Genomic DNA, 26,366 nt, shown 5'->3' with positions numbered 1-26,366 from the left:
TCCATCACCGACAGGAGGTCAGCATGTATCAGCGTATCCTCGTTCCTACGGACGGCTCCGACATCACCCAACGCGCCGTTGCCACTGCCGTGGGCCTGGCCAAACAGTTCGGTGCCGAGGTGTACACGCTCGCAGTCAAAGACCCCTACCCCTACAGTGCGATGTCGGAGATGCAGCCCACGCTGCCACAAGAGTTTCTCGACGCGCAGGAGCGGGTGGCGGCCAAGAACGTGGCGGCGGTCAAAGAGGCCTGCGCCGCCCAGGGCGTGCCTTGCACCGGCCACACGGTGGAGTCGGTCAGCGTCTGGGAGGCGATCGTCGACTACGCCAAACAACACCAAATCGATCTGATCGTGATGGCATCTCACGGCCGCCGTGGCGTGCAAGCCTTGCTGCTGGGCAGCGAAACCAACCGCGTGCTCACGCACACCACCGTGCCGGTATTGGTGGTGCGCTGAAGTCCGCGGCTCGCCTCCGCAGGACGGCCACACGGCCGCAGCCTCGGGCCGTCGGGCGGGTTGCGGCCCGACCCGGGGACTTTCAATGGCCGTGGAACTGCTCCACCAGCGCGAGGATCAAGCCCAGCCCTGTGGCCAGCCACAGCAGCTGGGCCACGGTCTCGCGCAGTGACAGCCTGCGCTGCAGCTGGGGAATCAAGTCGGCCACGGCCACATAGATGAAGCTGGAGGAGGCCACCACCAACAGATAGGGGAACACATCCTCCCAAGGCCTCACGACGAAGTAGCCGATCACGCCACCCAGCACCGCGGCCAGGCCGGACACCGCGTTGTACAGCAGCGCTCTGGCGCGCGAAAACCCGGCATTGAGCAACACGATGTAGTCGCCCACCTCTTGCGGAATCTCGTGGGCAATGATGGCCACCGAGGTCACCACCCCGAGGCGCACGTCCACCAGAAAGGCCCCGGCGATGATCACCCCATCGCAAAAATTGTGGATGCTATCGCCCACCAGCACCGCCCAGCCGCCCCGGCCTGCCTGCTCATGGTCGAAGCCATGGTGGTGGTGATCGCCATCGCCTTCGTGATGGTGGCCGTGCCGGTACAGCTCGGCCTTCTCCAGCAGAAAGAAGAACAACAGCCCTGCCAGCAGCGTGAGAAACAGTTCATGAGCGCCGGCCGAGCTTTCGAAGGCCTCGGGCAGCACATGGATGAGCGCCGTGCCCAGCAGCACGCCTGCGGACAAACTCACCAGGTGACGCACCACCCGGCTGAGCACGCTCACCGTCAGGCTGGCGGCAATCACGACAGACAGCACGCCACCGATCAGGGTGGCCAACACGATGTAGACGAGCGTCATGGAAACAGGAATGTGGTCCACAGCAAAGAAGGGCCCGCAGGCCCTTCACTGTGCATCGAAGCACGCACTATCTTAACAACCCTGTCAACACGGGCTGGCCTGGGCAGGAGGCGGGCCGGCCCCGAGGCCAGGGGTGACGGGGCAAGCCGCTTGCAGGGACAATCACGGCCATGACCTCTTCCACGTCCGCTTCGGCCTACGCGGCTGCCCCGGCCCGGCATGGGCCCGACATCGTGCCCGGTCCGGCGGAATCGCCGCTGGCGGCCATCGACATGGGCTCCAACAGCTTCCGGCTGGAGATCGGCCAGATCGAGCGTGGGCACTACCGGCGCCTGGACTACATCAAGGAAACCGTGCGCCTGGGCGGCGGGTTGGATGCCCAGGGCATGCTCACCGAGGAAGCCGCGCTGCGCGGACTGGCCTGCTTGGCCCGCTTTGCCGAGCGCTTGCGCAACTTTCGCCCCAGCCAAGTGCGCGCGGTGGCCACGCAAACCTTGCGCGAAGCGCGCAACCGGGATGCATTTCTGCGCCGCGCCCAGTCCGTGCTCGGACACCCGATCGAGGTGATCTCCGGACGCGAGGAGGCCCGACTGATCTATGTGGGCGTGACACGGCTCATGCCTCCGGCCGAAGGGCGCCGCCTGGTCATCGACATCGGTGGACGCTCGACCGAGATGATCCTGGGGGAGGGCCGCTCGCCGCTGCAGGCCGAGTCGTTCCAGATCGGCAGCGTGAGTCTGTCGATGCGCTATTTCGGCGATGGACGTTTCACGGAAACGGCCTTCCGGCAAGCGCAAGTGGCCGCTGGGGCCGAACTGGAAGAAGCCCTGGACACCTTCGCTCCCACGCGCTGGCAGCAAGCCCTGGGGGCCTCGGGAACGGTCGGGGCCGTCTCCCAACTGCTGCAAGCCAGCGGTGTGACCGATGGCACGATCACCCCCGAAGGCTTGCGTTGGTGCATCGAACGCTGCTTGCGCGCCGGCCGCATCGAGCGCCTGTCGCTGCCCGGCCTCAAAGAGGACCGCAAAGCCGTGCTGGGCGGCGGACTGTCGATCCTGTACACGCTGGCCACGCATTTCGGGATCGCGAAGCTACAGCCGGCCCGCGGCGCCCTGCGCCAAGGGGTGATCTTCGATTTGCAAGATCGCCTGTACGGCAGCCAAGACGGCGAGCACCCCCACGACATGCGCGACGATTCGGTCGTGCAGCTGCAACGGCGTTTCGGTGTGGACCTGCTGCAAGCCGAACGGGTGCAGACCGTCGCCCGCACCTTGTATCACAGCCTGGCGCCCCAGGCGGCGCTGGAGTCCCAACGCGAACTGGACTGGGCCTGCGCGCTGCACGAGATGGGCATGATGGTGTCGCACCACGACCACCACCGCCACAGCGCCTATTTGCTGGGCCATGTGGATGCGCCGGGCTTTTCGCAGTCGCAGCAGCGCCGCCTGGCCAACCTGGTGCTGGGGCAGCGCGGAGGATTGCGCAAGCTGGAAGACGCTTTGCGCGAAGAAAGCTTCGCCGTGCAAGTGCTGTGCCTGCGTTTGGCCGTGATCCTGTGCCATGCGCGCACCCTGCCGGCGCTGTCGGCCCTGACGGCCAGCCGTCACGGTCGCAGCATCGTGCTCAGCGTGGAAGCCGGCTGGGCGCAAGCCCATCCTCGCACGATGTACTTGCTGCACGAGGAGCAGGCCGCCTGGGAGCGCAGCCAGTGCTTCCGGCTGAGCCTGAGCACGCACGGCTGAGCCCGCTGCGCGCTCACGCATCGAACACCACCAGGGGGCATCCGGCCCGTTGGGGGTGATCGATCACCTGGGCCGACAAGCCGTACACCGAGGCCAAGACCGCAGGCCGCAGGACGTCGGCCACCGGCCCGTGCGCCACGACACGCCCCTCGGACAACAGCAACAGCCGATCGCAAGCCTGCGCCGCGAGGTTGACATCATGCAGCACCAGCAGCACGGCCAAGCCCTCCTGCCGGGCCAAACGCCGAACCGTGTGCATGAGCGCGATCTGATGACGAGGATCGAGGCTCGCGGTGGGCTCGTCCAGCAACAGCGCCCGGTACTCACCGTCCGGTCGGCCGGCCAGCACCTGCACGAGGCATCGCGCGAACTGCACGCGCTGCTGCTCCCCACCGGACAAGCTCAGGTAGCGTCGCCCGGCCAGCGCGGCCACATCGGCCTCCTGCATGGCCCGCTCGCAACAGGCCCGCAAGGCGCCCGGGCTGAGCATGGGATGGGGATAGCCGCCCATGCCCACGACGGTCGAGACTTCCAGATCGAAGCTCAGCGAGGGCGACTGGGGCAGCACCGCCCGGCGCCGCGCCAAGGCACGGGGCTCCCAACGGTCCAGCGGGCGCCCGTCCAGGCTCACGCAGCCCGACTGCACGATCAGCTCGCCCGCCAGCGCGGCCAGCAGCGAGGATTTGCCCGCCCCATTGGCCCCCAGCACGCCCAACACTTCTGCGGCCTGCAGCTCGACATCCACCTCGCGCAGCACGCTGCGCCCAAGTCGCTGAAGGTGCATCTGACGTGCACACAGGGTCATCGCCGCTCCCGCATCAGCAGCCACAGCAAGAACGGACCGCCCACCAGGCTCGTGACGATGCCAATGGGCAGCTCGGCAGGCATCACCACCACTCGGGCCAGCGTATCGGCCAACAGCAACGCCAAGGCGCCGAACACGCCGCTGAGCGGCAGCAGCCAGCGGTGGTCCGCACCGACGCCCAAGCGCACCAGGTGCGGCACCACCAGTCCCACGAACGCGATGGCGCCGGTCACCGCCACCAAAGGCCCCACCAACAGTGCCGCGCCGAACACGATGCGCCGTTGCAGCCGCTGCGGCGCATAGCCCAGGTGGCGGGCCTCGCGCTCGCCCAGCAACAAGGCGTTCATCGCGCGCCAGTCGCGCATCAGCCAGATCGACCAGCCCAGCACCCAAGGCGCCAGCCAGGCCAACAGCGTCCATTGAGCGCCGGCCAAACTGCCCAAATTCCAGAAGGTGAGGTTGCGCAACTGCACATCGTTGGCCTGGAACGTGAACAAGCCGATCACGCTGGCGCAGATCGCATTGATGGCCACCCCGGCCAGCAGCAAATGCGCCACGCCATCGTGCCGGCCCCCCAAGCGGTAGGCCGCCAACGTGGCCACCAAGCTGCCGACGAAGGCCGGCACCGCCACTGCCGGCAGCGTCTGCGCCCCAAGCACGATGGCCACGACCGCTCCAGTGGCTCCCCCCAGGGACACGCCCACCAGCCCGGGCTCGGCCAGCGGATTGCGAAACAACGCCTGCATCGCCGCCCCACAGACGGCCAGCGCCGCCCCGGCCAACAGGCCCAGCACGATGCGCGGCAAGCGCAGCTCGATCACCACCTGGCGCCACAGCGCGTCCTGCGGGTCGGCCGAAGCCGCCCACAGTGCCGGCCCCAGCCGCCAAAGCGGCACGGTGACGGCCCCAAGAGCGGCCGACACCACCACCAAAACGCTCACCAGCAGCAAGCCCCCGGCCAACCAGCGCACGGGTCCTGCGCGTTGCCGCCGGCGTTGGAGTGGCTGCGCCAACGAACTCATCGCCCCTCCCATCCCGCACGCAAGCGCTCCAAGGCTTGAGGCAAGCGCGGCCCAAAGCCCAGCAACAGCAAGTCGTCCATCACCACGATGCGGCGCTGTCGTGCCGCCGGCGTGCTGGCAATGCCAGGCTGAGCGGCAAAGCGCTCCACACCGCCGGCCGCAGCCACCGCGGACTCGGTGGTGACGATGAGCTCAGGCTGCAACGCGGCCACCGTCTCGGCCGAGACCGGCTTGAAGCTGGTGTGGTCCTGAAACACGTTGATCCCACCGGCCAAGGTCAAGAGCGCATCGGCGGCCGTCTCACGCCCGGCCGCCTGCAGCCGACCGGTATGGCCGCTCAACATCAGCACACGCAAGCGCCCCGGCAGCGGTGGCAAAGACTGCACCTGGCGCTCGATGTCTTGCGCCAGGCGGCGGCCTTGCACGGGCCGGTCCAAGGCATCGGCCACGCCGATGATTCTTGCGCGCAAGGCCGGCAAAGTCGGCCCGGCCGGCAGCACCACCACCTTCAAGCCCAAGCGGCGCAACTGCTCCAGCGCCCCCGCCGGCCCCGCATGCTCGGAGGCCAACACCACATCGGGTTTCAGGCTGAGCACGCCCTCGACCGAGAAGTTGCGGTAGTAGCCGACCTGGGGCAAGTCCCGCATCGACGGCGGATACTGGCTGGACTGGTCCACGCCCACCAGCAGCGCCTGCGCCCCCAGCGCATGCACGATCTCGGTGATCACGCCGCCCAGGCTGACCACCCGCGCCGGTGCGGCCAGCGCCATGCCGGTGGCGGCCCACATCGTGACGAACGCCACCAGCCGGCGGCGCCAGCAATCGAGGCCACGCATCTCAGGCTGCCAGCGGTTGGGGGCACAGATCGGCCAGCAGCCGGCGCCAAGCCGGCAGCTCGGGTTGGCCTGGCTTGCGCGCACCAAAGAACTGCACGATCAAGCGGCCATCGGCCGCATAGGCTTCCAGCGAGGTGACCCAGCCATCGCGGGTGGGCTTGTTCACCACCCAACACGAGGCGATGGCCGTGGTGTCCAGATGCAGGTTGAAGCGCTCATCGAGCACATTGAACCAAGGGCCGGTGCGCAGCAAACGCTGCACCGGGCCGGTATGGATTTGCACGATGCCGCGGTTGCTCACGAAGCACATGAGGGGCAAGGCTGAGGCCGCGGCGATGTGCAAGGTGCGCTCGACGGCCCCGTGGTCCACCGGCTGCGCCAGATCGGCGCCGGCCGCGCGCAAGGCGCCCAAGCGCGAAACCTTGAAGCGGCGCAGCATCGGATAAAACTCATGGGTGTCTTGCAAGCCCAACCAGTGAGCCCGCAAGGCCGCCGGGTCCTGCGGTGTGTCGGCCTCGTCCAGCGGCGCCAGCGCAGCCGGCTGCACCGGCCGCTTGTGCTCCAGGGCATGACGGGCCACCAGCGCGTCCCAGGCGCGTGCATCGGTCGCGGCGGTGCGGTAAATCTTGTGCACGGCCACCCCTGCGGCATCAAAGAACTGCAAGCTGTGCCGCTCGTTCTCGATCACCGCATAGGCGTACACCCAATGCTCGAAAAAGATGCGCAGGTCGATGTCCGGCCCCAACACCAGGCCCACGGCCCCATCGATGCGAACGTCCTCGTAGCGACCATGGCGCTCATGCACACACGCATCGTTGCGGCTGAGCGCCATCACCGGGCCCAGCGCAGGCAGTGCACGCAAGAGGGTCTGCGGCGTCGCGTCCAGCTCGTAAGAGCTCAGGCCGCAATCGGCCGCGACCAACTCGGCCTCGCTCACCTGCAAGGCCGCGGCCCGCTCGCGCATGCGCAAGCGGGGCTGCTCGGCCACCAGTCGGTCGTGCCGGGCGCGCAGGTCGATCATGCGGATCATGGCATCCATGGGCAACTCCAAAAGCGAGACTCAACGCGCGGGTTGGACGTCGAACTCGAAGGTCCAGGTCTGGGCACTGCTGGCATTGTTCGGGTCGGCATACACGATCGAGCGCAAACGCATGCGAGCAAAGGTGTTGCCCTCGCCGCCACGCAACAAGGTGCCGCGCTCGGGCTGAGCCTGCAGCAAGTGGGCCACCGCAGGCAGACCGGCCGCTTGGGCCGACGCAGCCGTTGGGTGATAGACATACCAGCCATAGTCCAACGAGTTGGGGTAGCTGCCGCGGACCGCGGGATTGAGGGCCGAGGCCAAGGTGTCCCGCACCCAGGCGCTGGCGCTCGATGGCGTGCTCAGGTCGCTGGCCTGCAAGTCCGGCAAGGTGTCGGCCGCCACGGTCTGCGATTGAAACTTGGCCGCGATGGGGGCGCCGTTGGCGTCATAGAAGCCCGCCGGCGTGCGCCCGATGAAGCCCGCGACATTGCCGCTGCCGGAGCTGCCGCCGTTGAGCTTGACGTTGTAGCGGTTGAAGGCGATGTGCCAAGGACCGGTTTCACTGCTGAGCTGGCGCTGGACGAGGTCGAAATACACCCAGCCCGTCCGCGCGTCCACGGTGGCCTCATGCACCATGGACGGGTCTCGCCGATCGACCCAGCGGAACGAGGGATAGCCCGAAGTGGTGCCGCCCGCCCCACCGTAATAGCCCGTGATCTGTAGCGCAAACACCGGCGATGTCTCGGTGCCTACGGCATCGGCCGAGGCCGCATTGGTGGTGATCAGAAACACCCGGAAGTTGGGATACAGCAAATGGTCGTTGCTGCCGCCCACACCATATTCGAAGGCGGCGGACTGGATGCCATTGCTGCCGGAAAACACCCCGCTGGCACCGTCGGCACGAAACACCGTGGCCGGCAGCGTGGTGGCATCGGTGTAAGACTGCAGTTCCGTCCAGGTGTGATCGAAGGGCCCGCCGAACGCCCCGCCGGCGCCCGTGCCGCTGGTGCCACTGTTGGTCCACAAGCTGGCACTGCCGCGCGAGCCTACGGTCAGCTTCAAATCCCAGGCATTGCCGGCGCAGCCGGCGACCTCGGCACGCGCGTTGAAGTCGTAGCACACCGAGCTGCCGCTGGCCGGCAGCGTGACGGCCCAGGTGGCCTGCTGGGTGAAGGACGTGGTCGGCGTCGGCGAGCTGTCCTCCTGTGCACCGCCGCCCCCGCCACAGGCGGCGAGAATCGAGCAGGCGCAGACCAGCAGCAGCGAGCGGTCGAAGGCATGAGGCATGGGCAAAACTCCTAGGCAGCTCAGGGTTGGGGGGCCAGGCTCATCCGCACACCCAGGTAGACGAAGCGGCCGGACGCCGGGCTGAAGTCCTGGGCCTGGGTGAAGTCGCGCTGGACATCGAAGACGTTGTCCACCCCGGCGAACAGCGTCCAGCCGGGGCGCACTGTGTGATTGAGGCGCAGATCCAAGACGCTCCAGGCCGGCGAACGCGCCCCGCTGGCGGTGTCGGCCAATTCGTCGCTTTGATGGCGCATGCGCAGCGACCATTCATGCCGATCGCTCAGGGCCCAGTCCGCCCCCAGGCGCGCGATGTGGCGCGGCCGGCGCGTGAGCTCGGTGCCGCTGTCCACATCCCGGGTGTTCGTGTAGGTGTAGGCCGCCTGCACGCGCAACGCGGGCAAGGCTTGCCACTGCATGCCGGCCTCCACCCCTTGCGTGCGAGCGCGCGCCACGTTGCGATAGGTGTATTGCGCCACCCCATCGATCACGACCGCACGCGCCAGGTCGGTCTGGATGAGGTCGCGCACCCGGTTGTGAAACAGGTTCAGATCCAACGACAGCCGAGGGCCGATCTGCGCGTTGGCCCCCAGTTGCACGCTGGTGGACGACTCGGGGCGCAAGTCGGGGTTGCCGATCACCCGGTACCCCAAGGCGCTGTGGTCGAACAAGTAGAAGCGCTCTTTCAGATTGGGCACCCGGTAGCCCTGACCCACACTGGCGCGCAGGCTGCCACGCCAGTCGCCCTGCCCCCCGAGCCGACGGCGCACGCTCAGCTTGGGCGCGGCATGGCCGCCGAAGTCGGAATCGTCCTGCCACCGCAGCCCCAGCAGCAACTCCCAGCGGTCGTCCAGCAGGATGTCGTTCTGCACGAAGACCTCGTGACTGCGACGCTCCACGCGCCCGTCCAGCACCACCTCCGAGCGTCCATTGTGGGTTTGCGACAAACCTTCACGGTGCAGGTCGAAGCCGACTTGCCAGCGTTGGCGCCCCCAAGCCGGCATGTCGATCTGGCCGCCCAGGTGGCTCAAATCCAGCTCCGCCTGGCGTTGGCCCGTCAGCGTGGCGTCGGAATAAGACCCCGTGTAGGCACGGTAGCGCTCGTGCACCCCGCGCAGGTCCAAGCCCCAGCCGCCCTCGAGCGCCCATCGCGCCCCCGCGGCCAGCCGATCCCGGGAGGCCTCCTCGGCCTTGCGCTGCGGCACGAGACGCGGAGGCACATAGTAGTCATAGCGTTTCTCGGCGTCTTCGCGGTAATGGCTGGCGTCCAACCACGCTTGCGCTCGATCCGAGGGATGCCAGGCCAGACGCACCCCCGCCTGGGCCCGTTGCACGGCGTCGCCTTGACGCGCCCAGGCCGTCGGATCCACCGCGAAGCCCTGGTCATCCAACACATCACCGACCACACGCAGCCGCCACTGCGGGCTGCCGCCTTGCACGCCCACCTGGACGTGGCGCTGCGCCAGGTCCGCGCTGCGGCCTGAGGGGTTCTGCCGCCCCCGACTGCCGCCATCGACCACCGCGAACCCACTGCGCCCGGGCGTGATGCCGCGGGTGATCACGTTCACCACCCCGCCCATCGCCGAGCTGCCGTACTGCGCCGAGGCCGCCCCCTTGACGACCTCGATGCGCTCGACATCGGTGAGCAAGTACTGACTGAGATCGACCGTGGAGCCCGTGCTGGCCGTCAAGGGCAGCCCATCGACCAGCACCAGCACCTGGTCGCTGCCCAAGCCCTGCATCGACAATTCGTAGCCCGATTTGCCGTGGATCTCTCGCAATTGCACGCCCGGCAGGTTTTCCAAGGCGTCCTTCAGCGTGCGTGCATGCGTGCGGCGCAACTCCTCGGAGCCCACCACCTCGGTGCGCACCGGGGTCTCATCGACCGACCTTTCGGTGCGCGTTCCCGTCACCACGATGGCCTCCAACGCCGCCGTCAATGGCTGCGCCTTTCCCGCAGCCGGCCACGAGACCACTCCCAGACACACCGCCAGCAAGCGCATCGAACCCGTCGTGCCGCGGCGCAAAGCGTTCAAACAGGACCCGGGACGACAGGACACGGAAGGAAACGAAAACTTCTTGAGCACAAGCCGTAATAGTAATCGTTCTCATTAGTAACCTCAATCAATATTTTTGTGTCCCCTGGGCACACAGGTGTCGATCTTTCGCATCCGGGTTGCGCCCGGGGCCCAGGCAAGCACGCCGCCCGACCCAGGCCCGGTCAGCCATCGAGGCGCGGCCATGCGCGCCCCAAAAGGGCGCCAAAACGTGGCGCCCGAAAAGTGGCACCGAAAAGTGGCAGCGAAAAGGGTCGCCCCCAAAGGGGCCCGCCAAACGGTCGTTCGAGGCTCGTCAGAGACAGTCCACCGACTGCACCGCCTGCAGCACCACGGTCGGTCGCCCGTCGCGCTCGCGCCGGCGCAGCCACCACACCGCCCCCTTTTTGATCGACCAGGACTGCTCCACGCCGGCCAGCAATTGCGCAGCCACCTGGCCCAAGACCGGTTGATGGCCCACGATGAGCACCGGCTCAGCGGCATCGGGCCAGCGCGCCGCGCGCAGCACGGACTCGACGTCCGCCTCGGGGGCCAGCGCGGCCACGGTGCGGAAGGGCCGCCCCAAGGCCTCGGCCGTCTGTTGGGTGCGCAGCGCCGGGCTCACGAGGATGCGGGTGGATTGCGCCAACCGTTGATTGAGCCACTCGGCCATCCGCGCGGCCTGGCGCTCCCCCTTGGGCGTGAGGGGGCGCGCCAAGTCGTCCTGATCGGCCCGGGCCACCGCGGCCTCGGCATGGCGCCACAAGATCAAATCCATCTTGCTCCCTTCAGCCGGCGGGCGTGTAGCGCAGCATCAGCGCTTGCTGAGCACTGGGGCCGTCGGTGCCGACCCGCTCGTAGTGTCCGTCGGGGTGTTGGACCCAGGCGTCGCGGGCGTCCAGGAGGTAGGGCATCAGGCACTCGTCGATCAAGCGCTGGCGCAGCGCGGCGTCGCGCACCGGCCAGGCCACTTCGATGCGGCGGAACATGTTGCGGCTCATCCAGTCGGCGCTGGACAGATACAAGACTTCCTGGTCATCCGACGCGCCCCAGCGGAAATACAGCAGCCGGCTGTGCTCGAGGAAGCGTCCCACCACGGAACGCACGCGGATGCGTTCGGAATAGCCCGGCACCCCAGGCGGCAAGATGCAGGCCCCGCGCACGATGAGGTCGATGCTGGCGCCGGCCTGCGCCGCCTGCACCAAGGCCTCGATCAAGGGCACGTCCGTCAGCGCATTGATTTTGGCCACGATGCGTGCCGGCGCGCCGCTGCGCGCGGCCTCGGCCACTTGTTCGATGTGACGCAGCATCTGCTTGTGCAGGCTAAACGGCGCCATCAGCAGATGACGCGGGCTGCGTACCCGCGTGAGGCTGGCCAACTGCTGAAACACCAAGTCGGCATCGGCCGTCAATTCGGCATCGGCCGTCAGGAAGCCGATGTCGGTGTACAGGCGCGCCGTCTTGGGGTTGTAATTGCCAGTGGACAAGTGCGCATAGCGGCGCAAGACCGGCCCGCGGGGGCCTTCCTCGCGGCGCGTGACCAACAGCAGCTTCGCGTGGGTTTTCAAGCCCACGATGCCATAGACCACCTGGGCCCCCACGGCCTCCAGGCGTTCGGCCCAGTTGATATTGGCTTCTTCGTCGAAACGCGCCTTGAGTTCGACCACCGCCATCACTTCTTTGCCCCGCCGGGCCGCTTCGATCAGCAAATCCATCAGCACCGATTCGCTGCCGGTGCGGTAGATCGTCTGCTTGATCGCCAGCACATCCGGGTCGTGGACGGCCTCGCGCAGGAATTGCACCACCGGCTCGAAAGACTCGAAGGGATGGTGCAGCAACACGTCGCCGCGCTTGAGACGCTCGAAGATCGACAGCTGCCGCGGCAGCTCCCGCGGCCAGGCCGGCTCGAAGACCGGGAAGCGCAAATGGGGCGCATCGGCCTGATCGATGAGCTGATTGAGCCGCACCAGGTTGACCGGCCCGTCCACCCGGTACAGCGCTGCCTCGGGCAGGCCAAACTGCCGCAGCAGGAAGCTCGACAGCTCGGGCGGGCAAGTGCTGACGACCTCCAAGCGAATGGCCTGGCCGAAGTGGCGAGCGCTGAGCGAAGACCGCAATGCCTGACGCAAATTGGTCACGTCTTCCTCGTCGACCGCCAGGTCGGAATCCCGCGTGAGGCGAAACTGCGAAAAGGCCTCGACCGTGCGCCCCGGAAACAAGTCCTCCAAGTGCGCACGGATCACACTGGACAGCAGCACGAAAGCCTGCTTCCCATCGGTGAGCTCCTGCGGCAGGCGGATCACGCGCGGCAGCACACGCGGCACTTTGACGATGGCGATCGAATTGTCGCGTCCGAAGGCATCCTTGCCGCCGAGCTTGACGATGAAATTCAGCGACTTGTTGGCCACCTGCGGAAAGGGATGCGCCGGATCCAGGCCCATCGGCACCAACAGCGGACGCACCTGCCGCTGGAAGAAGCGATCCACCCAGCGACGCTGGGCTTCGTTGCGCTCGGCATGGTTCAGGATGATGATGCCCTCACGCTTGAGTGCAGGCATCACCTCCTGATTGAACACCGCGTACTGGCTATCGATGAGCTCGTGCGCGGCCGCAGCCACCTCGGCCAAGTCGTGCTCGGACACCCCACCGCCGGGCCGGCGCGCGGCCTCCAGATAGTCGCCGAAGCGCACCTCGAAAAATTCATCCAGGTTGGATGAGACGATGCAGATGTAGCGCAAGCGTTCCAGCAAGGGCACGTCGGGGCGGCGCGCCTGGGCCAGCACGCGACGGTTGAACTCCAGGATGGCCCGTTCGCGGTTGAGCAGCTTCAGGCCAGATGCAGGCGTGCCGGGCGCCGCCGCGCCCGAGGCCACACGCTCCATCGACAACACAGGGGCGAAATCGGAACTCATCGATTCAGTATATGACCGGCACGTGACACTGAAACGACACGCCCTGCCCCCGACGGCCGCTCACACCAGCGTCGGCGACACACCCGCGGCCACGGCCGAGTCTGGGCGCTGCCGAGCACGCATGCGCGCGGCCCAATCGACGATCTCCAGGCGGCCGTCGGCATGCTCCACCACGGCCGTGAGGCTCTCGACCCAGTCGCCATCGTTGGCATAGAGCACCCCGTCGATGTCGCGCAGCTCGGCATGATGGATGTGTCCACACACCACCCCGTCCACGCCACGCTTGCGCGCCTCACGGGCCAGCGCGTCCTCGAAGTCACTGACATAGCTCACGGCCCGCTTGACCTTGAATTTGAGGTACTTCGACAACGACCAGTACGGCAGCCCCAGCCGGGCGCGCATGCTGTTGAGATGGCGGTTGAGTCGCAGCGTGAACTCATACAGCGAATCGCCCACGTGAGCGAGCCACTTGGCGCACTGAATGACTCCATCGAAAAGGTCGCCATGCGTGATCCACAGGCGCCGACCGTCCGCGGTGAGGTGCACCCAATCCTGCACGACCTCCACACCGCCGAAGTTGTGCTCGGCGTAGCGGCGAGCGAACTCGTCATGGTTGCCGGGAATGTAGATCACTCGCGTGCCTTTGCGGGCCTTGCGCAGCAGCTTTTGCACCACGTCATTGTGGGCTTGCGGCCAGTACCACTGGCGACGCAGCTGCCAGCCATCGATGATGTCGCCCACCAGAAACAGCGTCTCGCACTCCACGGCGCGCAAAAAGTCCAGCAAGGCCGTGGCCTGGCACCCCGGGGTGCCCAGATGGAGGTCCGAAATGAAGACCGTGCGCACCTTCAATGAGCCCTCATCCTGCGGCTTCGCAGGAGCAGGTGCCGGCGAGTGCGCCCTGTGGACTTCGGGCGCTTCGACCGCCGCTGGCGCAGCCTGCGGCTGGAAAAACTCGGTGGGCGGGATCCATCGCATGAGCCCACATCGTGAGGCCCCCGCGTGACGCCACGGCGTCAGGTCCGTGACACCCCGATGACCCGCCTCACTCGATCAGGTCGAACCCCTGCGTCTCCACCTGCATGAAGGCGCGTGTCAAGTCGGCCACGGCACGGTAGACCCGGGCCCGCGGGTGCGCGGCCAACGCATCGCACAGGGACTCCACCCAGGGTTGCACATGGGCGCGAAAGAAGCGCCGTTGCTGCTCCAGGTTGCACACCGCCGCATCGTCTGCAACGATCAGATAGCGCATCACCTCGAACACGTAAGCCACGTGGTCTTCGGTCTCGCCGCGGGTCTCGTCACGGGTCAACCCCAAGGCCGCCAGGTCCTGCCGCAGCGCCGCCAGTGGCTTTTCGTTGAGAAAGCCAGCCAGGTAATACGAGCCATACAGGAAGACCTCGGGCTTGCCCACACCTTGGAACAGCGCATCGTATTCCTCGGCCACTTCCGCCGGCGTGGACTCGCGCAACGTGGCCACCAGCGCCTCCCAGGGAGGCTGCAGGAACGCCCCCTCCACCGACGCGTCCGTCACCGCCACGGCAAACTGCCGCAACAACGCCTCATCCGGGGCCGCCATGAACAGCCGCGCCAGCAGCCCGTACATCTCGGCACGCGCCAACTCTTCGGCATCGCCGGCAGCCGCAAAGGCCATCACCGTGGTGTTCATAGGTCGGTGATCCTCACTTCATCAGGCTGGCTGTACAAATCGATGACGCGGCAATCGCCACACATGCGCAAGCGCTCCAAGGCCGGGCCCTGGAAAGCCGCATGGCCGGCCAGCTTGCCGATCATCAATTCCACCGCTTTGAGCGTGCCAAACGGCTTGCCACAGCGCACACAGCGATAGGGTTCCACCTCGTGCAGCACCCGGGCCTGTTTGCGAGCCTTGCCGCCGTCGGCCAGCCACAAGCGCGGCTGCAACGTGATCGCCCCCTCGGGGCAGGTGGTCTCGCACAAGCCGCACTGCACGCAGTGCTTCTCGATGAAGCTGAGCTGGGGCCGCTCGGGGTTGTCGACCAAGGCGCCCTCGGGGCAGGCGCCCACGCAGCTCAGGCACAACGTGCACTTGTCCGTATCCAGCACCACGGTGCCAAACGGCGCGCCCGCTCGCGGCAGGGCGATCTCGTCCACCGGTTGCGGAGCCTGGGCCAGCAGATGATCGAGCGCCAAGTCCAGCGTGACCCGCTTGTCCGCCTGGGTGGCAAAAGTCGCCGGCTGCCGCACCGAGCGCCCGGCCGGCGCTCGCAGGGCCCGATCCAGCGCGGCCAGGTCGCGCGCGTCGCGGGCTTCGATCAGCGCCACCGGCGTGCCGTCGAAGCCCAAGCCGTTCAGAATGGCGTTGGCCAGCGCCGCCTGCGCCGCCAGCGCTTCCCGGTATTCAGGCGCTTCCTCGTCGGTCAGCAGCACCCACACCTGGGCCGCTCCATACGCCACGGCCGCCAACCACAGATCCAGCCCCACGCTGGCGGTGTGCCACAGCGCCACCGGCAGCACCCGGGCCGGCACGCCGTGCAGCGCCGGATCGACCCGCGCAGCGCGGCCCAGGTCCTCCACCAGCCGCGCGCCAGCCCCCTCGCTGTGCAGCAACAGCGCCGGATGGCGGCCACCGGCCTTCAAATACGTCGAAATCAGCGTGCGCAGGCGGCGGCCCTGATCCACCGTGTCGGGATAGGCATAGGCCAGCGCGCCGCTGGGACACACCGTGGTGCAAGCCCCGCACCCCACGCACAGGTGCGGCTCGACGAAAATGCCGCCGCGGTCGTGCAACTCGGAGCGGATGGCCCGGGCCGAGCACACCTCCACGCAAGCTTGGCAGCCGAGCTTCTCGTTGCGGCTGTGGGCGCACAACTTGCGCTTGTAGTGGAAAAACTTGGGCTTTTCGAACTCGCCCACCCAGTCTTTCAAGGTCAGCACGGCCTGCCACAGCCGCGCCGGGTCGGGCCCGGCATGCACATAACCTTGCGGCGGCTGGTGCATCGCCAGCCAGGGGCGATCGCCCAAGTCGAGCACCAGATCGAAGGTCTCGGTGACCGTGGTCGCCTCGCGCTGAAAGTCGATCGCCCCTGCGGCCTCGCACACACGCACACAGTCCCGATGCGCGCGGCAACGCTCCATGTCCACCTGGTAGCTGAAGTCGATGGCCCCTTCTGGACAGGCTGAGATGCAAGCATTGCACCGCGTGCACAAATCCAGATCGATCGGATTGTCCGTCGTCCAACTCGCCTCGAAGGCGCCCAGCCAGCCACGCAGCCCGGTGAGCCGACCGGCATGCACCACGTACTGGCGACGCTGCGGCCAGCCCTCGCCCCGCCCTTGCACCAAGACCGTGACCTCCAGCGCATCGGCCAGCAGCGCCGCGGCGCGCTGCGCGGCCTGCGCAGGCCCCACCACGAGGCACCGACCCGCACTGCGGTAGCTCACCGTGGGCACGGGCGCCGGGTCGGGCAACTGCGCCGCCGCGATCAAGGCGGCCAGCTTCGGTGTGGCCTGCGCCGCATCGCCAGACCATCCCGCGGTCTCGCGGATGTTGACGAAGCGAATCGGCCGCTCGGCCACCGGCAACGCGCCCTCGGTGGCCTCGTTCAGTTCCAGGAAAAGCCGGCTTTCCTGCGTGCAGGCCACCAACAATTCCTCGCCGCTGCGGGCGGCTCGCTGAAAGGCCGCCGCCTCGCGCCGGCACAGCACCGTGTGGGCCGACAAGTCGGCTTCAATGCCCGCCTGGCTCAGCGCCCTCTTCAGGGCCGCTTCGTCCAGCGGCATCGTGCGATTGCAACTGCAAATCAAGGTTTTCATCGTGGGGGGGCTCACGGCCCGCATCGACGGCAGGCTCTGACATGGCCTCGGACCCACACTGTGACACGTTGCCGCCGTCGGCACCATCGGGCTTTGCCTTGGAACCCTGCGGCCACGTGCGCTCATCGCGCCACAGCCCCAAGGCTTGCGCCTGCACCAGACGGCGCAGCACGGCCTGCGGCACAGGGGTGAACTGGGTGTAGTCCTCGATGTAGACATCCAGCCCGTCCATCCGGTTGAAATGCGGGTCGGCGAAAAGCTTTTTCAGCGCCGCATGCCGGACCGTCTGATCGACATCGGCGGCCATGAAGCGAGACACGTCCGCCCCCGGCTGCAGCCGCAGCGCCTCCTCCAGCGTGGGCGGCGCAGACTCCGGCACCGCCTCAGGCGCACGGGGCTCGGGCGCACGGGGCTCGAGTGCATTGGGCTCGGGAACGACGGCGGCCGGCGCCGCCGCTGGCGGCGGCACGGCGGTGCGCGCCGGCAACGGCCGCTCGTCCGATGGCGCCTGGCCGGCCTGGGCCTTGCGCCGCGACCATCGCGCAAAAAAACCTTCTTCAGCCATCGTGCGCCCCCGGTTCACGCCGGCTCGGCCCCAGAAAAGACACCGGACGCTGACGCTTCTTGGGCTCGGGCCGGTAATGCTCGTCGGTATAGGCTTGCAACCAGGCCGCCACCTCCGGCGGCAGGGGCATGCCATCGACGCGCTCTTGCGCGTCGAGCCAGCGGCCCGCCTCGTTGTATGACAGGCTCACCGCCGCAGGGCAGGCTTGCGAAGCATCGTCCGCGTGCAAGCGCCACATCACGAACCACATCGGCTGGCCCGAACTGAGGTTCAGATGGTAGCCCTCTGCCTCGTCGCGGAACAACTCGACCACGAAGCCCGGATGCAGCCAACGCGCCCAGCGCCCATCATCGACCAACAGACGCGCAGCCTGCCCAAAACCAGGTTGCTGGGGCACGACCTCGACCACGCGGAAACGCCAGTCCTCCCAGACATTGGGCGCACGCTCGCGCTCCATCACCACGGCCACCTCCAGGCGATGGGTTTGCAGCGCGGATGAGGTCATGCGCAGCTCCGCTCAGGTGTGCTTCGAAATGGCGATCGTCGGGAACTTGGACGAGTAGTCCTTGGCCTTCTCGGCGATTTTCACGGCCACCTTGCGCGCCATCTCCAGGTACAAACGCGCAATCTCGCCATCGGGCTCGCTGACCACGGTGGGACGGCCCGCGTCGGCCTGCTCCCGGATCGACAGGTTCAGCGGCAAAGCCCCCAAGTAGTCCACGCCGTATTGCTCGGCCATCTTGCGACCGCCATCGGCCCCGAAAATGTGCTCGGTGTGGCCGCAGTGGGGGCACACATGCACCGCCATGTTCTCGACGATGCCCAGGATGGGCACGCCCACCTTCTCGAACATCTTCAAGCCCTTGCGGGCATCGAGTAGCGCGATGTCCTGCGGCGTGGTGACGATCACCGCACCGGTCAGCGGCACGCGCTGACTGAGCGTGAGCTGAATGTCCCCAGTGCCCGGCGGCATGTCCACCACCAGATAATCGAGATCGCGCCAGTTCGTCTGACGCAGCAGCTGGTCCAGGGCCTGGGTGGCCATCGGGCCGCGCCAAATCATCGGGTTGTCCGGCTCGATCAAGAAGCCGATGGACATCACCTGGACGCCGTAGTTCTCCAGGGGCTCCATGGTCTGGCCATCCAAGCTCTCGGGACGCCCCTGGATGCCCATCATCATGGGCTGGCTGGGGCCGTAAATGTCGGCATCCAAAATGCCCACGCTGGCGCCCTCGCTGGCCAGCGCCAGCGCCAGGTTGACGGTGGTCGTGCTCTTGCCCACCCCCCCCTTGCCCGAGGCCACCGCGATGACGTTCTTCACCTTGGGCAGCAATTGCACGCCGCGCTGCACCGCATGGGCGATGATCCGGCTCGTGATGTTGGCGCTGACATTCTCGACACCGGGCACCGTGCGGGCCGCGGCGATGAGCTGCTTGCGCAAGCTGGGCACCCAGCTGCGGGCCGGATAGCCCAACTCCAGGTCGAAACTCACCTCCCCCCCGTCGATGCGCAGGTTCTTCAAGGCTTTGGTGCTGACGAAGTCACGCCCCGTATGGGGATCGACCACGGTCTTGAGGGCTTGGAGCAGCGCTTGTTCGGTAGGAGCCATGAAAAATCGGAACGCGAGAAACGGACTTCGACCCAGTCTAGCGCAGGGCTGCGGACCTGAGGGCCACAGGGACACGCCAAGCGCCACGGCGGCCTAGAATCCGGGGTTTTCCCCCAGTTGCGTTCGCACGCCGCGGCGCCAAGCCACGATGACACGCCAGATTTTCGTCACCACTGCCCTGCCCTACGCCAACGGCAAGTTTCACATCGGCCACATCATGGAATACATCCAGGCCGACATCTGGGTGCGCTTCCAGCGCATGCAGGGCCACCAGGTGTACTTCGTCGGTGCCGACGACGCCCATGGCGCGCCGATCATGATCGCCGCTGAGAAAGCGGGCAAGACGCCCCAAGCCTTCGTGGCCGAAATCGCCGCCGGCCGCAAGCAATACCTCGACGGCTTTCATCTCAGCTTCGACCACTGGCATTGCACCGACAGCCCCGAGAACACCGAGCTGGCCCAAGACATCTACCGGGCGCTACGCAAGAACGGCCTGATCTACACCCGCGAGATCGAGCAGTTCTACGACCCGGTGAAAAACATGTTCCTGCCCGACCGCTACATCAAGGGCGAATGCCCCAAATGCGGCGCGAAGGACCAGTATGGCGACTCCTGCGAAGTGTGCGGCGCGGTCTATACGCCCACCGAGCTGAAGAATCCCTACTCCACGCTGACCGGCGCCACGCCGGTCATGAAGACCAGCGAGCACCACTTCTTCCAGCTGTCCTCGCAGCGCTGCATCGAGTTTCTGCAGCAATGGACGCAAGACGGCAAGCTGCAGCCCGAAGTGGCCAACAAAGTCAAGGAATGGTTCACCACCGACGAACACGGCCACGGCGGCCTGTCGGACTGGGACATCTCGCGAGATGCCCCCTACTTCGGCATCGAAATTCCCGATGCGCCGGGCAAGTATTTTTATGTCTGGCTCGACGCGCCGGTGGGCTACTTGGCCTCGCTCAAGAGCTACTTTGATCAAGGCGGGCCCAAGGCCAAGTACGGTGAGTCCCGCTCATTCGAGGCGTTCATCGCCGACCCCCAAGTGGAGCAGTACCACTTCATCGGCAAGGACATCACCTACTTCCACACGCTGTTCTGGCCGGCGATGCTGCATTTCAGTGGCCGAAAGACGCCCACCAACGTCTTCGTGCACGGCTTCATCACCGTCAGCGGCGAAAAGATGAGCAAGAGCCGCGGCACCGGCATCGACCCGCTGAAGTACCTGTCGCTGGGGATGAACCCCGAATGGCTGCGCTACTACATCGCGGCCAAGCTCAATGCGCGCGTGGAAGACGTGGACTTCAATCCCGAGGACTTCGTGGCGCGGGTCAACAGCGACCTGGTGGGCAAATACATCAACATTGCCAGTCGCGCCGCGGGCTTCATCACCAAGCGTTTCGCTGGACGGCTCACCGCCGACCTCAGCGCCGATGGGCAAGCACTGCTGCAGGGCTTGAGGGACGGCCGCGCAGGCATTGCCCGCTTGTACGAGGAGCGCGAGTTCGGCAAAGCTTTGCGCGACATCATGCTGCTGGCCGATCGCGTCAACGAATACGTCGATCAGAACAAGCCCTGGGAGCTGGCCAAGCAAGCCGGCACGGACCAGCGCCTGCACGAAGTCTGCACCGTGTGCATCGAGGCGTTCCGTCTGCTCACCATTTATCTCAAGCCCGTGTTGCCGGCCTTGGCCGCGCGGGTCGAAGCCTTCCTGAAGATCCAGCCACTGCAATGGAGCGACGCCCAACACGGGCTCGGCGCCCACACGATCGGCACCTATGAGCACCTGATGCAGCGTGTCGATCCGAAGCTGCTCGACGCCCTGTTCGAACCGCCCGCCCCCGACACGCCCAAGCCCGGCGGAGAGGCCATTGCCCCCACCATCGGCATCGAAGACTTCGCCAAGATCGACCTGCGCATCGCCAAAATCGTGGCCTGCGAGCCGGTGGACGGTTCCGACAAGTTGCTGCGCCTGACGCTCGATGTGGGCGAAGGCAGAACACGCAATGTCTTCAGCGGCATCAAATCAGCCTACCGACCGGAAGACCTGGTGGGCAAGCTCACCGTGATGGTGGCCAACCTCGCCCCGCGCAAGATGAAGTTCGGCCTCAGCGAAGGCATGGTGCTGGCGGCCTCCCATGCCGACGAAAAGGCCCATCCCGGCATCTATGTGCTGGAGCCTTGGCCGGGCGCACAGCCCGGCATGCGCGTGCGCTAAGCCGGCTGGGCCCGCGCTACTGTTCCAGCACGTCCGCCCCAGGCGGCGGCGTGAAGCGGAAACGCTCGGGCGCAAGGTGCACGTTGGCCTCGAATTGGCGCATCGACAGCACCGAGACCTGGCCGAAGCCATCGACGATCTCCAGCGCCGCCAGCTCCTTGCCCCTGAAGCCCACCCGCACGGCCTGGAAGGCGCTGTCGCGCGCCTTGGGCACGGCTTCGACCCACTGCAGGCCGTCGCGATCGGACAAGCCCTTGAGGGTGAACTCTCGGTCCAGCGGGCCACCGGCCAGCAAGGCCGCCGGCGTGGCGCCCACGGCCTCGCTCATCGCGCGCACCGTGACTTGGTTCAAATCGGGGTCGTACAGCCAGACCTTCTGGCCGTCGGCCACGATGGTCTGCGCCATCGGCGGCGCATAGTCGAAGCGGAAGCGGTTGGGCCGCACGAACTCGAAGCGGCCTTCGCTGCTGCGCTTGCGTGTCCCCTCGGGGGAACTCACCGTCTGCGTGAACACCGCCCGGGCGCTTTTGACCTCTTGCACGAACTGGCGCAGGCTGCCAAGCGCATCGGCCCAGGCGGGCCCCGCCAGCATGGCGCCCAGCAGCAGCATCAGGATGGATCGATTCATCATTCGTCGCGGGCAGCCGGCACGAGAACGTCTCGACTGCCATTGGTGGCCATGCTCGATACGAGGCCCGCGCGCTCCATTTGTTCCAGCAAACGGGCCGCGCGGTTGTATCCGATGCGCAAATGTCGTTGAACCAAGGAAATCGAAGCCCGACGGTGCTGCAGCACCACGGCCACGGCCTGGTCATACATCGGGTCGGCCTCCGCGTCGGCACCGCCAACGACCCCGGCCTCGCCAGCGCCAGCGCCCTCGCCGTCGAGCACCCCGCCTTCGAGAATGCCCTCGACATAGTTGGGCTGTCCTTGGGTTTTGAGGTACTCCACCACCCGATGCACCTCCTCATCACTGACGAAAGCGCCATGCACACGCACCGGCAACCCAGTGCCTGGCGCCAAATACAGCATGTCGCCTTGCCCCAGCAGGGTCTCGGCCCCCATCTGATCGAGGATGGTGCGGCTGTCGATCTTGCTGCTGACCTGGAACGCGATGCGGGTCGGAATATTGGCCTTGATCAGCCCGGTGATGACGTCCACGCTGGGCCGCTGCGTGGCCAAGATGAGGTGGATGCCCGCCGCCCGCGCTTTTTGCGCCAGGCGTGCGATCAGTTCCTCGATCTTCTTGCCCACCACCATCATCAGGTCGGCCAACTCGTCGATGATGACCACGATGTAGGGCATGCGCTCCAGCGGCTCGGGAGCGTCCGGGGTGAGGCTGAAGGGATTGGGGATCTTCTCGCCACGCTCGGCACTTTCGGCGATCTTCTTGTTGTAGCCGGCCAGATTGCGCACCCCCAGCTTGCTCATCAGCTTGTAGCGGCGCTCCATCTCGCCCACGCACCAGTTCAGCGCATTGGCCGCTTGCTTCATGTCCGTCACCACCGGCGCCAGCAAGTGCGGAATGCCCTCGTACATGGCCATCTCCAGCATCTTGGGGTCGATGAGCAGGAGCCGCACGTCGCGGGCTTCGGCCTTGTACAGCAGCGACAGGATCATCGCGTTGATCCCGACCGACTTGCCCGAGCCGGTGGTGCCAGCCACCAGCAGGTGGGGCATCTTGGCCAGATCGGCCACCACGGGCCCGCCGACGATGTCCTTGCCCAAGCCAAGCGTGAGCACAGACTGCGCATCGTTGTAAGCCTGCGAGCCCAGGATCTCGGCCAAGCGGATGCTCTGGCGACGGGCATTGGGCAGTTCGAGGGCCATCAGGTTCTTGCCGGGAATGGTTTCGACCACCCGGATGCTCACCAGACTGAGCGAACGCGCCAAATCCTTGGCCAGATTGACGATTTGTGAGCCCTTGACGCCCGTGGCCGGCTCGATTTCATAGCGCGTGATCACCGGGCCGGGCGAAGCCACGACCACCCGCACCTCGACGCCGAAGTCTTTCAACTTCTTTTCGATCAGGCGCGAGGTCATCTCCAAGGTCTCGGGCGAGACCGTCTCCTGCCGACCGGTGTCGGCATCGAGCAGATCCACCTGCGGCAAGCGGGTGTCGGTCAGTTCGTTGAACAGCGGCTTTTGGCGCTCTTTGGCCACACGGGCCGACTTGGGCAGCTCGGGCACCGGGGTCTCGATCAAGATCGGCGCATGCTCGACCAAGACCTGACGCTCGACCTGCACATCGGCCTCGCGTTCGCGCATGGCGCGCTCACCCAGGCGTCGGTCCTCTTTGCGCTCGCGCGCCTCCTCCCGCCGCATCCGCCACCCATCGATCCAGCCGCCCAGCCGCTCGGCCACTTGCAACCAGGAAAAGCGGAAGGCCATCGAGAAACCGGCCACCAACAGCGCGATCCAGAACACCCCGGAGCCCACGAAGCCCAACAGCTTCATGCTGGCCGTGCCCAGCGCGTAGCCCAACACGCCCCCGGCATGGCCGGGCAGGTGCGGCTCCAGGGCGTACAGCCGCGTCCACTCCAGACTCGCGCTGGATGCCAGCAGCACGACCACGCCCCCCCAAAACAGCCAAGCCGGTCCGGCCGGCTCGGCCGAGGACGCGGCCGGGAGTTCTTGGCCGCTGCGCAGCCAACGCGCCAGCGCACCCAGCCAGGCGCGCACGGCCACGATCACCAGCCACCAGGCGGAAAACCCGAAAAAGTAGTACAGCAGATCCGACACCCAAGCGCCCAACACCCCTGCCTGGTTGCGCAAAGGACGACCATCCCCCGAGGTCGACCAAGCCGCATCGCCGGCCGAATGCGTCAACAAAGCCAGCAGCAGCAAGGCCAGCCCCATGCCGCCCAGCAACACCCCCAGCTGCATGCGCCATCGGGGAGCCGGGGACGCAGGCGCAGGCGCTGCCTGACGCGACACACGCTTGTAGGTCGAAGACGCAGGCCGGGCGGAAGCGTCGGCGGCGTCGGAAGCGTCACTGCCTAGAGAACCAAGAGGAAAAGCCATGCGCGGATTGTGAATCAAGCCGACGCCCTGATGCGCACCCCACCCGGGCGGTGCAACGAATGCTCACCGTCGGGCCGCTCCCCGGCGGCATGGCCTGCGGCGCGCTCACGCCGTCACCAACGGCTCCCTGATGATGACCGAGCCATCGGGCTGGGTTTCGACGTAATGGCGCTCCTCCAGATCCTTCATCACGCGACTGACCATCTCGCGCGAAGCGCCAACGATCTTGGCCAGATCCTGACGCGACACCTTGTTACGGATGAGCAGCGTCCCGCCGCTCTCCTCGGCCATGTCGAGCAAGGTGCGCGCCACCCGACCATACACGTCCAACAGCGCCAACGACTCGATCTGGCGGTCGGCCGCGCGCAGCCGGGCCACCAAACCGCGCATGATCGCGTAGGACAAGCTGGAGTTCTCGGGCAAACAGCGGGCGAACTCGGCCCGCCCCAGCACCAGCACATCGGTCTGGACCTCGGCGCGCACCGTGGCCGAATGCGGCTCGTTGTCGATCAGGCTCATCTCGCCCACGTAGTCGCCCGGATGCAGCATGGCCAAAATGACCTCCCGTCCGCGCGAGTCGGCCGTCAGCACGCGGGCGCGGCCGGTGAGCAAGATGAACAGCGCATTGGACTTGCGCCCCTGCTCGACGATGATCTCGCCGCGACGGAAGCGCCGCTTGACGATGCCTTCGGCCACCTGTTCCGCTTGGGCATGCGTGAGCATCGAAAACAGCGGGACGCGACGAATCAGATCGAGGTTGGACAGCATTGCCATGGAAAACCCCCTTCGTTCGTTTCGGTCAGCATCGATCAGGATTGCCACGCATCAAACCCCGACGGCGCATCGGCAAGAGCGCTTTCCTACAATGCCGTCTTGCAATGAAACCGGCGGGCCTCATCTGTGACAGCAGCGGATTGCCGGGATCAGTGTGAGTTATCGCACAACCGCAACTCTAATTGAAGCACTGACTTTCACGGAGAGCCGCGCCAGCGCAAGGCGCGCGAACACCGCCCAACCGTTCCTTCTCGCATCGCCATCGTCATGAGTACCCCTCCCAAGCACGCCCGGGTTCTGATCCTGGGATCCGGCCCGGCCGGATACACCGCCGCCATCTATGCGGCACGCGCCAACCTCCAACCTTTGCTGATCACCGGTCTGGCCCAGGGCGGCCAGCTCATGACCACCACCGACGTGGACAACTGGCCCGCCGACGTGCATGGCGTGCAAGGCCCCGAGCTGATGCAGCGCTTCCAACAGCATGCCGAGCGCTTCAAGACCGAGATCGTCTTCGATCACATCCATACGGCCGACCTGTCGCGGCGGCCGTTCACGCTCATCGGCGACAACGGCAGCTACACCTGTGATGCGTTGATCATTGCCACCGGCGCGTCGGCCAAGTACCTGGGGCTGCCCTCGGAGCAGGCCTTCATGGGGCGTGGGGTCAGCGGCTGCGCCACCTGCGATGGCTTCTTCTACCGCGACCAACCGGTATGCGTGGTCGGCGGCGGCAACACGGCCGTCGAGGAGGCCCTGTACCTGTCGAACATCGCCAGCAAGGTGCACCTGATCCACCGCCGCGACAAATTCCGCGCCGAAGCCATCATGGTGGACAAGCTGATGGACAAAGTGGCCACCGGCAAGATCGAGCTGCACCTGTTCCATACCCTCGACGAGGTGCTGGGCGATGCCAGTGGCGTGACCGGCGTGCGCCTGAAGCACACCCAAGACGGCAGCACCAAGGAGCTGGCGGTCCAGGGCTGTTTCATCGCCATCGGCCACCAGCCCAACACCGACATCTTCAAGGGGCAGCTCGAAATGAAGGATGGCTACATCCTCACCCGCAGCGGCTTGGACGGCATGGCCACGATGACCAGCGTGCCCGGTGTGTTCGCCGCCGGCGACGTGCAAGACCACGTCTACCGTCAGGCCATCACCAGCGCCGGGACCGGCTGCATGGCGGCCCTGGATGCCCAGCGCTTCCTGGAGCAAAACCCCCGCTGAAGCCCTCTGGCGCCGCCCTGCCCGGGGGCGGCTGGCCACTCGGCTGCGTTATGGCTATAATGGCCGTCTTTGCCGAAAATGGCCTTGCGAAAATGGCCTTGGATGGCGAGTGTTGCGCCGGGTGTTTGCTTGGCCGCTTGCATGCCCGCAGCGGCATGCAAACATGGGTCGGCAGGCAGTCCAAG

22 protein-coding genes are annotated in these 26,366 nt (G+C 66.6%); 4 read left to right on the top strand and 18 right to left on the bottom strand.

Features of this window, described 5'->3' with window-relative positions; all coding sequences use genetic code 11:
* Window positions 1–23 precede the first annotated feature (23 nt).
* The gene (locus tag CTA01S_RS07160; protein WP_062194069.1) at window positions 24–458 is read left to right on the top strand and encodes a universal stress protein; all 435 of its coding nucleotides are present in this window, start codon (window positions 24–26) and stop codon (window positions 456–458) included.
* Between the two features lie 82 nt (window positions 459–540).
* On the opposite strand, the gene CTA01S_RS07155 is transcribed toward CTA01S_RS07160, so the two are convergent.
* Entirely contained in the window at window positions 541–1,317 is a 777-nt protein-coding gene (locus CTA01S_RS07155; RefSeq protein WP_062193805.1) for a ZIP family metal transporter, read from the bottom strand.
* Window positions 1,318–1,487: 170 nt separating this feature from the next.
* Here CTA01S_RS07155 and ppx point away from each other — a divergent pair, with 170 nt between their 5' ends.
* Window positions 1,488–3,059, top strand: a complete 1,572-nt coding sequence (gene ppx / locus CTA01S_RS07150; protein ID WP_198150807.1) for an exopolyphosphatase — start codon at window positions 1,488–1,490, stop codon at window positions 3,057–3,059.
* 13 nt (window positions 3,060–3,072) lie between these two features.
* On the opposite strand, the gene CTA01S_RS07145 is transcribed toward ppx, so the two are convergent.
* The 14 genes from CTA01S_RS07145 to apbC form a co-directional block, all read right to left on the bottom strand.
* On the bottom strand, window positions 3,073–3,864 hold the full coding sequence (locus CTA01S_RS07145) for a heme ABC transporter ATP-binding protein (protein WP_019559957.1): 792 nt from the start codon (window positions 3,862–3,864) through the stop codon (window positions 3,073–3,075).
* A complete protein-coding gene (locus CTA01S_RS07140) occupies window positions 3,861–4,886 on the bottom strand; it encodes a FecCD family ABC transporter permease (RefSeq protein ID WP_062193802.1) in 1,026 nt (341 codons plus the stop codon). Before CTA01S_RS07140 ends, CTA01S_RS07145 begins: the two co-directional genes overlap by 4 nt.
* Window positions 4,883–5,722: a heme/hemin ABC transporter substrate-binding protein gene (locus CTA01S_RS07135; protein WP_019559955.1), complete on the bottom strand. Its 840-nt coding sequence runs from the start codon at window positions 5,720–5,722 to the stop codon at window positions 4,883–4,885. The genes CTA01S_RS07140 and CTA01S_RS07135 overlap by 4 nt, the downstream gene beginning before the upstream one ends.
* A 1-nt stretch (window position 5,723) precedes the next feature.
* Window positions 5,724–6,761: a hemin-degrading factor gene (locus CTA01S_RS07130; protein ID WP_062193797.1), complete on the bottom strand. Its 1,038-nt coding sequence runs from the start codon at window positions 6,759–6,761 to the stop codon at window positions 5,724–5,726.
* 21 nt (window positions 6,762–6,782) lie between these two features.
* Entirely contained in the window at window positions 6,783–8,030 is a 1,248-nt protein-coding gene (locus CTA01S_RS07125; RefSeq protein ID WP_062193793.1) for an HmuY family protein, read from the bottom strand.
* 20 nt (window positions 8,031–8,050) lie between these two features.
* Window positions 8,051–10,030 (bottom strand): TonB-dependent receptor plug domain-containing protein, encoded by a 1,980-nt coding sequence (locus tag CTA01S_RS07120; protein WP_062193789.1) that lies wholly within the window; start codon window positions 10,028–10,030, stop codon window positions 8,051–8,053.
* A 349-nt stretch (window positions 10,031–10,379) separates the two neighbouring features.
* A complete protein-coding gene (gene sixA / locus CTA01S_RS07115) occupies window positions 10,380–10,841 on the bottom strand; it encodes a phosphohistidine phosphatase SixA (protein ID WP_062193785.1) in 462 nt (153 codons plus the stop codon).
* 10 nt (window positions 10,842–10,851) lie between these two features.
* A complete protein-coding gene (gene ppk1, locus CTA01S_RS07110; RefSeq protein ID WP_084362341.1) occupies window positions 10,852–12,945 on the bottom strand; it encodes a polyphosphate kinase 1 in 2,094 nt (697 codons plus the stop codon).
* Window positions 12,946–13,035: 90 nt separating this feature from the next.
* A complete protein-coding gene (locus CTA01S_RS07105; RefSeq protein ID WP_232301016.1) occupies window positions 13,036–13,953 on the bottom strand; it encodes a UDP-2,3-diacylglucosamine diphosphatase in 918 nt (305 codons plus the stop codon).
* A gap of 67 nt (window positions 13,954–14,020) precedes the next feature.
* Entirely contained in the window at window positions 14,021–14,644 is a 624-nt protein-coding gene (locus CTA01S_RS07100) for a TorD/DmsD family molecular chaperone (protein WP_019559948.1), read from the bottom strand.
* Window positions 14,641–16,770 (bottom strand): 4Fe-4S binding protein, encoded by a 2,130-nt coding sequence (locus tag CTA01S_RS07095; protein ID WP_232301015.1) that lies wholly within the window; start codon window positions 16,768–16,770, stop codon window positions 14,641–14,643. The genes CTA01S_RS07100 and CTA01S_RS07095 overlap by 4 nt, the downstream gene beginning before the upstream one ends.
* Window positions 16,685–17,335 carry a DUF3306 domain-containing protein gene (locus CTA01S_RS07090; protein ID WP_062193773.1) on the bottom strand — a complete coding sequence of 217 codons (651 nt, stop codon included), beginning with the start codon at window positions 17,333–17,335 and terminating at the stop codon, window positions 16,685–16,687. The genes CTA01S_RS07095 and CTA01S_RS07090 overlap by 86 nt, the downstream gene beginning before the upstream one ends.
* Entirely contained in the window at window positions 17,328–17,840 is a 513-nt protein-coding gene (locus CTA01S_RS07085; RefSeq protein WP_062193770.1) for a DUF3305 domain-containing protein, read from the bottom strand. Before CTA01S_RS07085 ends, CTA01S_RS07090 begins: the two co-directional genes overlap by 8 nt.
* Window positions 17,841–17,852: 12 nt before the next feature.
* Window positions 17,853–18,944: an iron-sulfur cluster carrier protein ApbC gene (gene apbC, locus CTA01S_RS07080; protein WP_019559944.1), complete on the bottom strand. Its 1,092-nt coding sequence runs from the start codon at window positions 18,942–18,944 to the stop codon at window positions 17,853–17,855.
* Window positions 18,945–19,092: 148 nt separating this feature from the next.
* On the opposite strand from apbC, the gene metG reads away from it, so the two are divergent.
* A complete protein-coding gene (gene metG / locus CTA01S_RS07075; RefSeq protein WP_062193767.1) occupies window positions 19,093–21,156 on the top strand; it encodes a methionine--tRNA ligase in 2,064 nt (687 codons plus the stop codon).
* A 16-nt stretch (window positions 21,157–21,172) separates the two neighbouring features.
* Here the strand turns inward: metG and lolA are convergent, their stop codons facing one another.
* The 3 genes from lolA to CTA01S_RS07060 all read right to left on the bottom strand — a co-directional run bounded on the left by lolA (window position 21,173) and on the right by CTA01S_RS07060 (window position 24,954).
* On the bottom strand, window positions 21,173–21,784 hold the full coding sequence (gene lolA / locus CTA01S_RS07070) for an outer membrane lipoprotein periplasmic chaperone LolA (RefSeq protein ID WP_062193763.1): 612 nt from the start codon (window positions 21,782–21,784) through the stop codon (window positions 21,173–21,175).
* Complete coding sequence (locus CTA01S_RS07065) at window positions 21,784–24,042, bottom strand: DNA translocase FtsK (protein WP_232301014.1); 2,259 nt, start codon at window positions 24,040–24,042, stop codon at window positions 21,784–21,786. Before CTA01S_RS07065 ends, lolA begins: the two co-directional genes overlap by 1 nt.
* Window positions 24,043–24,285: 243 nt before the next feature.
* Complete coding sequence (locus CTA01S_RS07060; protein WP_026330005.1) at window positions 24,286–24,954, bottom strand: Crp/Fnr family transcriptional regulator; 669 nt, start codon at window positions 24,952–24,954, stop codon at window positions 24,286–24,288.
* Between the two features lie 267 nt (window positions 24,955–25,221).
* Between CTA01S_RS07060 and trxB the strand changes: the two genes are divergently transcribed.
* Window positions 25,222–26,181, top strand: coding sequence for a thioredoxin-disulfide reductase (gene trxB / locus CTA01S_RS07055; RefSeq protein ID WP_062193754.1), 960 nt, complete (start codon window positions 25,222–25,224; stop codon window positions 26,179–26,181).
* Window positions 26,182–26,366 lie beyond the last annotated feature (185 nt).

This window comes from Caldimonas taiwanensis NBRC 104434 (genome assembly GCF_001592165.1).
GTDB lineage: Bacteria > Pseudomonadota > Gammaproteobacteria > Burkholderiales > Burkholderiaceae_C > Caldimonas > Caldimonas manganoxidans.
This window is presented reverse-complemented; position numbering and strand designations above follow the sequence as displayed.

Coding starts and splice junctions, on each gene's coding strand:
- CTA01S_RS07160 (WP_062194069.1), top strand. CDS start 24: ATGTATCAGCGTATCCTCGTTCCTACGGACGGCTCCGACATCACCCAA.
- CTA01S_RS07155 (WP_062193805.1), bottom strand. CDS start 1,317: ATGACGCTCGTCTACATCGTGTTGGCCACCCTGATCGGTGGCGTGCTG.
- ppx (WP_198150807.1), top strand. CDS start 1,488: ATGACCTCTTCCACGTCCGCTTCGGCCTACGCGGCTGCCCCGGCCCGG.
- CTA01S_RS07145 (WP_019559957.1), bottom strand. CDS start 3,864: ATGACCCTGTGTGCACGTCAGATGCACCTTCAGCGACTTGGGCGCAGC.
- CTA01S_RS07140 (WP_062193802.1), bottom strand. CDS start 4,886: ATGAGTTCGTTGGCGCAGCCACTCCAACGCCGGCGGCAACGCGCAGGA.
- CTA01S_RS07135 (WP_019559955.1), bottom strand. CDS start 5,722: ATGCGTGGCCTCGATTGCTGGCGCCGCCGGCTGGTGGCGTTCGTCACG.
- CTA01S_RS07130 (WP_062193797.1), bottom strand. CDS start 6,761: ATGGATGCCATGATCCGCATGATCGACCTGCGCGCCCGGCACGACCGA.
- CTA01S_RS07125 (WP_062193793.1), bottom strand. CDS start 8,030: ATGCCTCATGCCTTCGACCGCTCGCTGCTGCTGGTCTGCGCCTGCTCG.
- CTA01S_RS07120 (WP_062193789.1), bottom strand. CDS start 10,030: ATGCGCTTGCTGGCGGTGTGTCTGGGAGTGGTCTCGTGGCCGGCTGCG.
- sixA (WP_062193785.1), bottom strand. CDS start 10,841: ATGGATTTGATCTTGTGGCGCCATGCCGAGGCCGCGGTGGCCCGGGCC.
- ppk1 (WP_084362341.1), bottom strand. CDS start 12,945: ATGGAGCGTGTGGCCTCGGGCGCGGCGGCGCCCGGCACGCCTGCATCT.
- CTA01S_RS07105 (WP_232301016.1), bottom strand. CDS start 13,953: ATGCGATGGATCCCGCCCACCGAGTTTTTCCAGCCGCAGGCTGCGCCA.
- CTA01S_RS07100 (WP_019559948.1), bottom strand. CDS start 14,644: ATGAACACCACGGTGATGGCCTTTGCGGCTGCCGGCGATGCCGAAGAG.
- CTA01S_RS07095 (WP_232301015.1), bottom strand. CDS start 16,770: ATGAAAACCTTGATTTGCAGTTGCAATCGCACGATGCCGCTGGACGAA.
- CTA01S_RS07090 (WP_062193773.1), bottom strand. CDS start 17,335: ATGGCTGAAGAAGGTTTTTTTGCGCGATGGTCGCGGCGCAAGGCCCAG.
- CTA01S_RS07085 (WP_062193770.1), bottom strand. CDS start 17,840: ATGACCTCATCCGCGCTGCAAACCCATCGCCTGGAGGTGGCCGTGGTG.
- apbC (WP_019559944.1), bottom strand. CDS start 18,944: ATGGCTCCTACCGAACAAGCGCTGCTCCAAGCCCTCAAGACCGTGGTC.
- metG (WP_062193767.1), top strand. CDS start 19,093: ATGACACGCCAGATTTTCGTCACCACTGCCCTGCCCTACGCCAACGGC.
- lolA (WP_062193763.1), bottom strand. CDS start 21,784: ATGAATCGATCCATCCTGATGCTGCTGCTGGGCGCCATGCTGGCGGGG.
- CTA01S_RS07065 (WP_232301014.1), bottom strand. CDS start 24,042: ATGCAGCTGGGGGTGTTGCTGGGCGGCATGGGGCTGGCCTTGCTGCTG.
- CTA01S_RS07060 (WP_026330005.1), bottom strand. CDS start 24,954: ATGGCAATGCTGTCCAACCTCGATCTGATTCGTCGCGTCCCGCTGTTT.
- trxB (WP_062193754.1), top strand. CDS start 25,222: ATGAGTACCCCTCCCAAGCACGCCCGGGTTCTGATCCTGGGATCCGGC.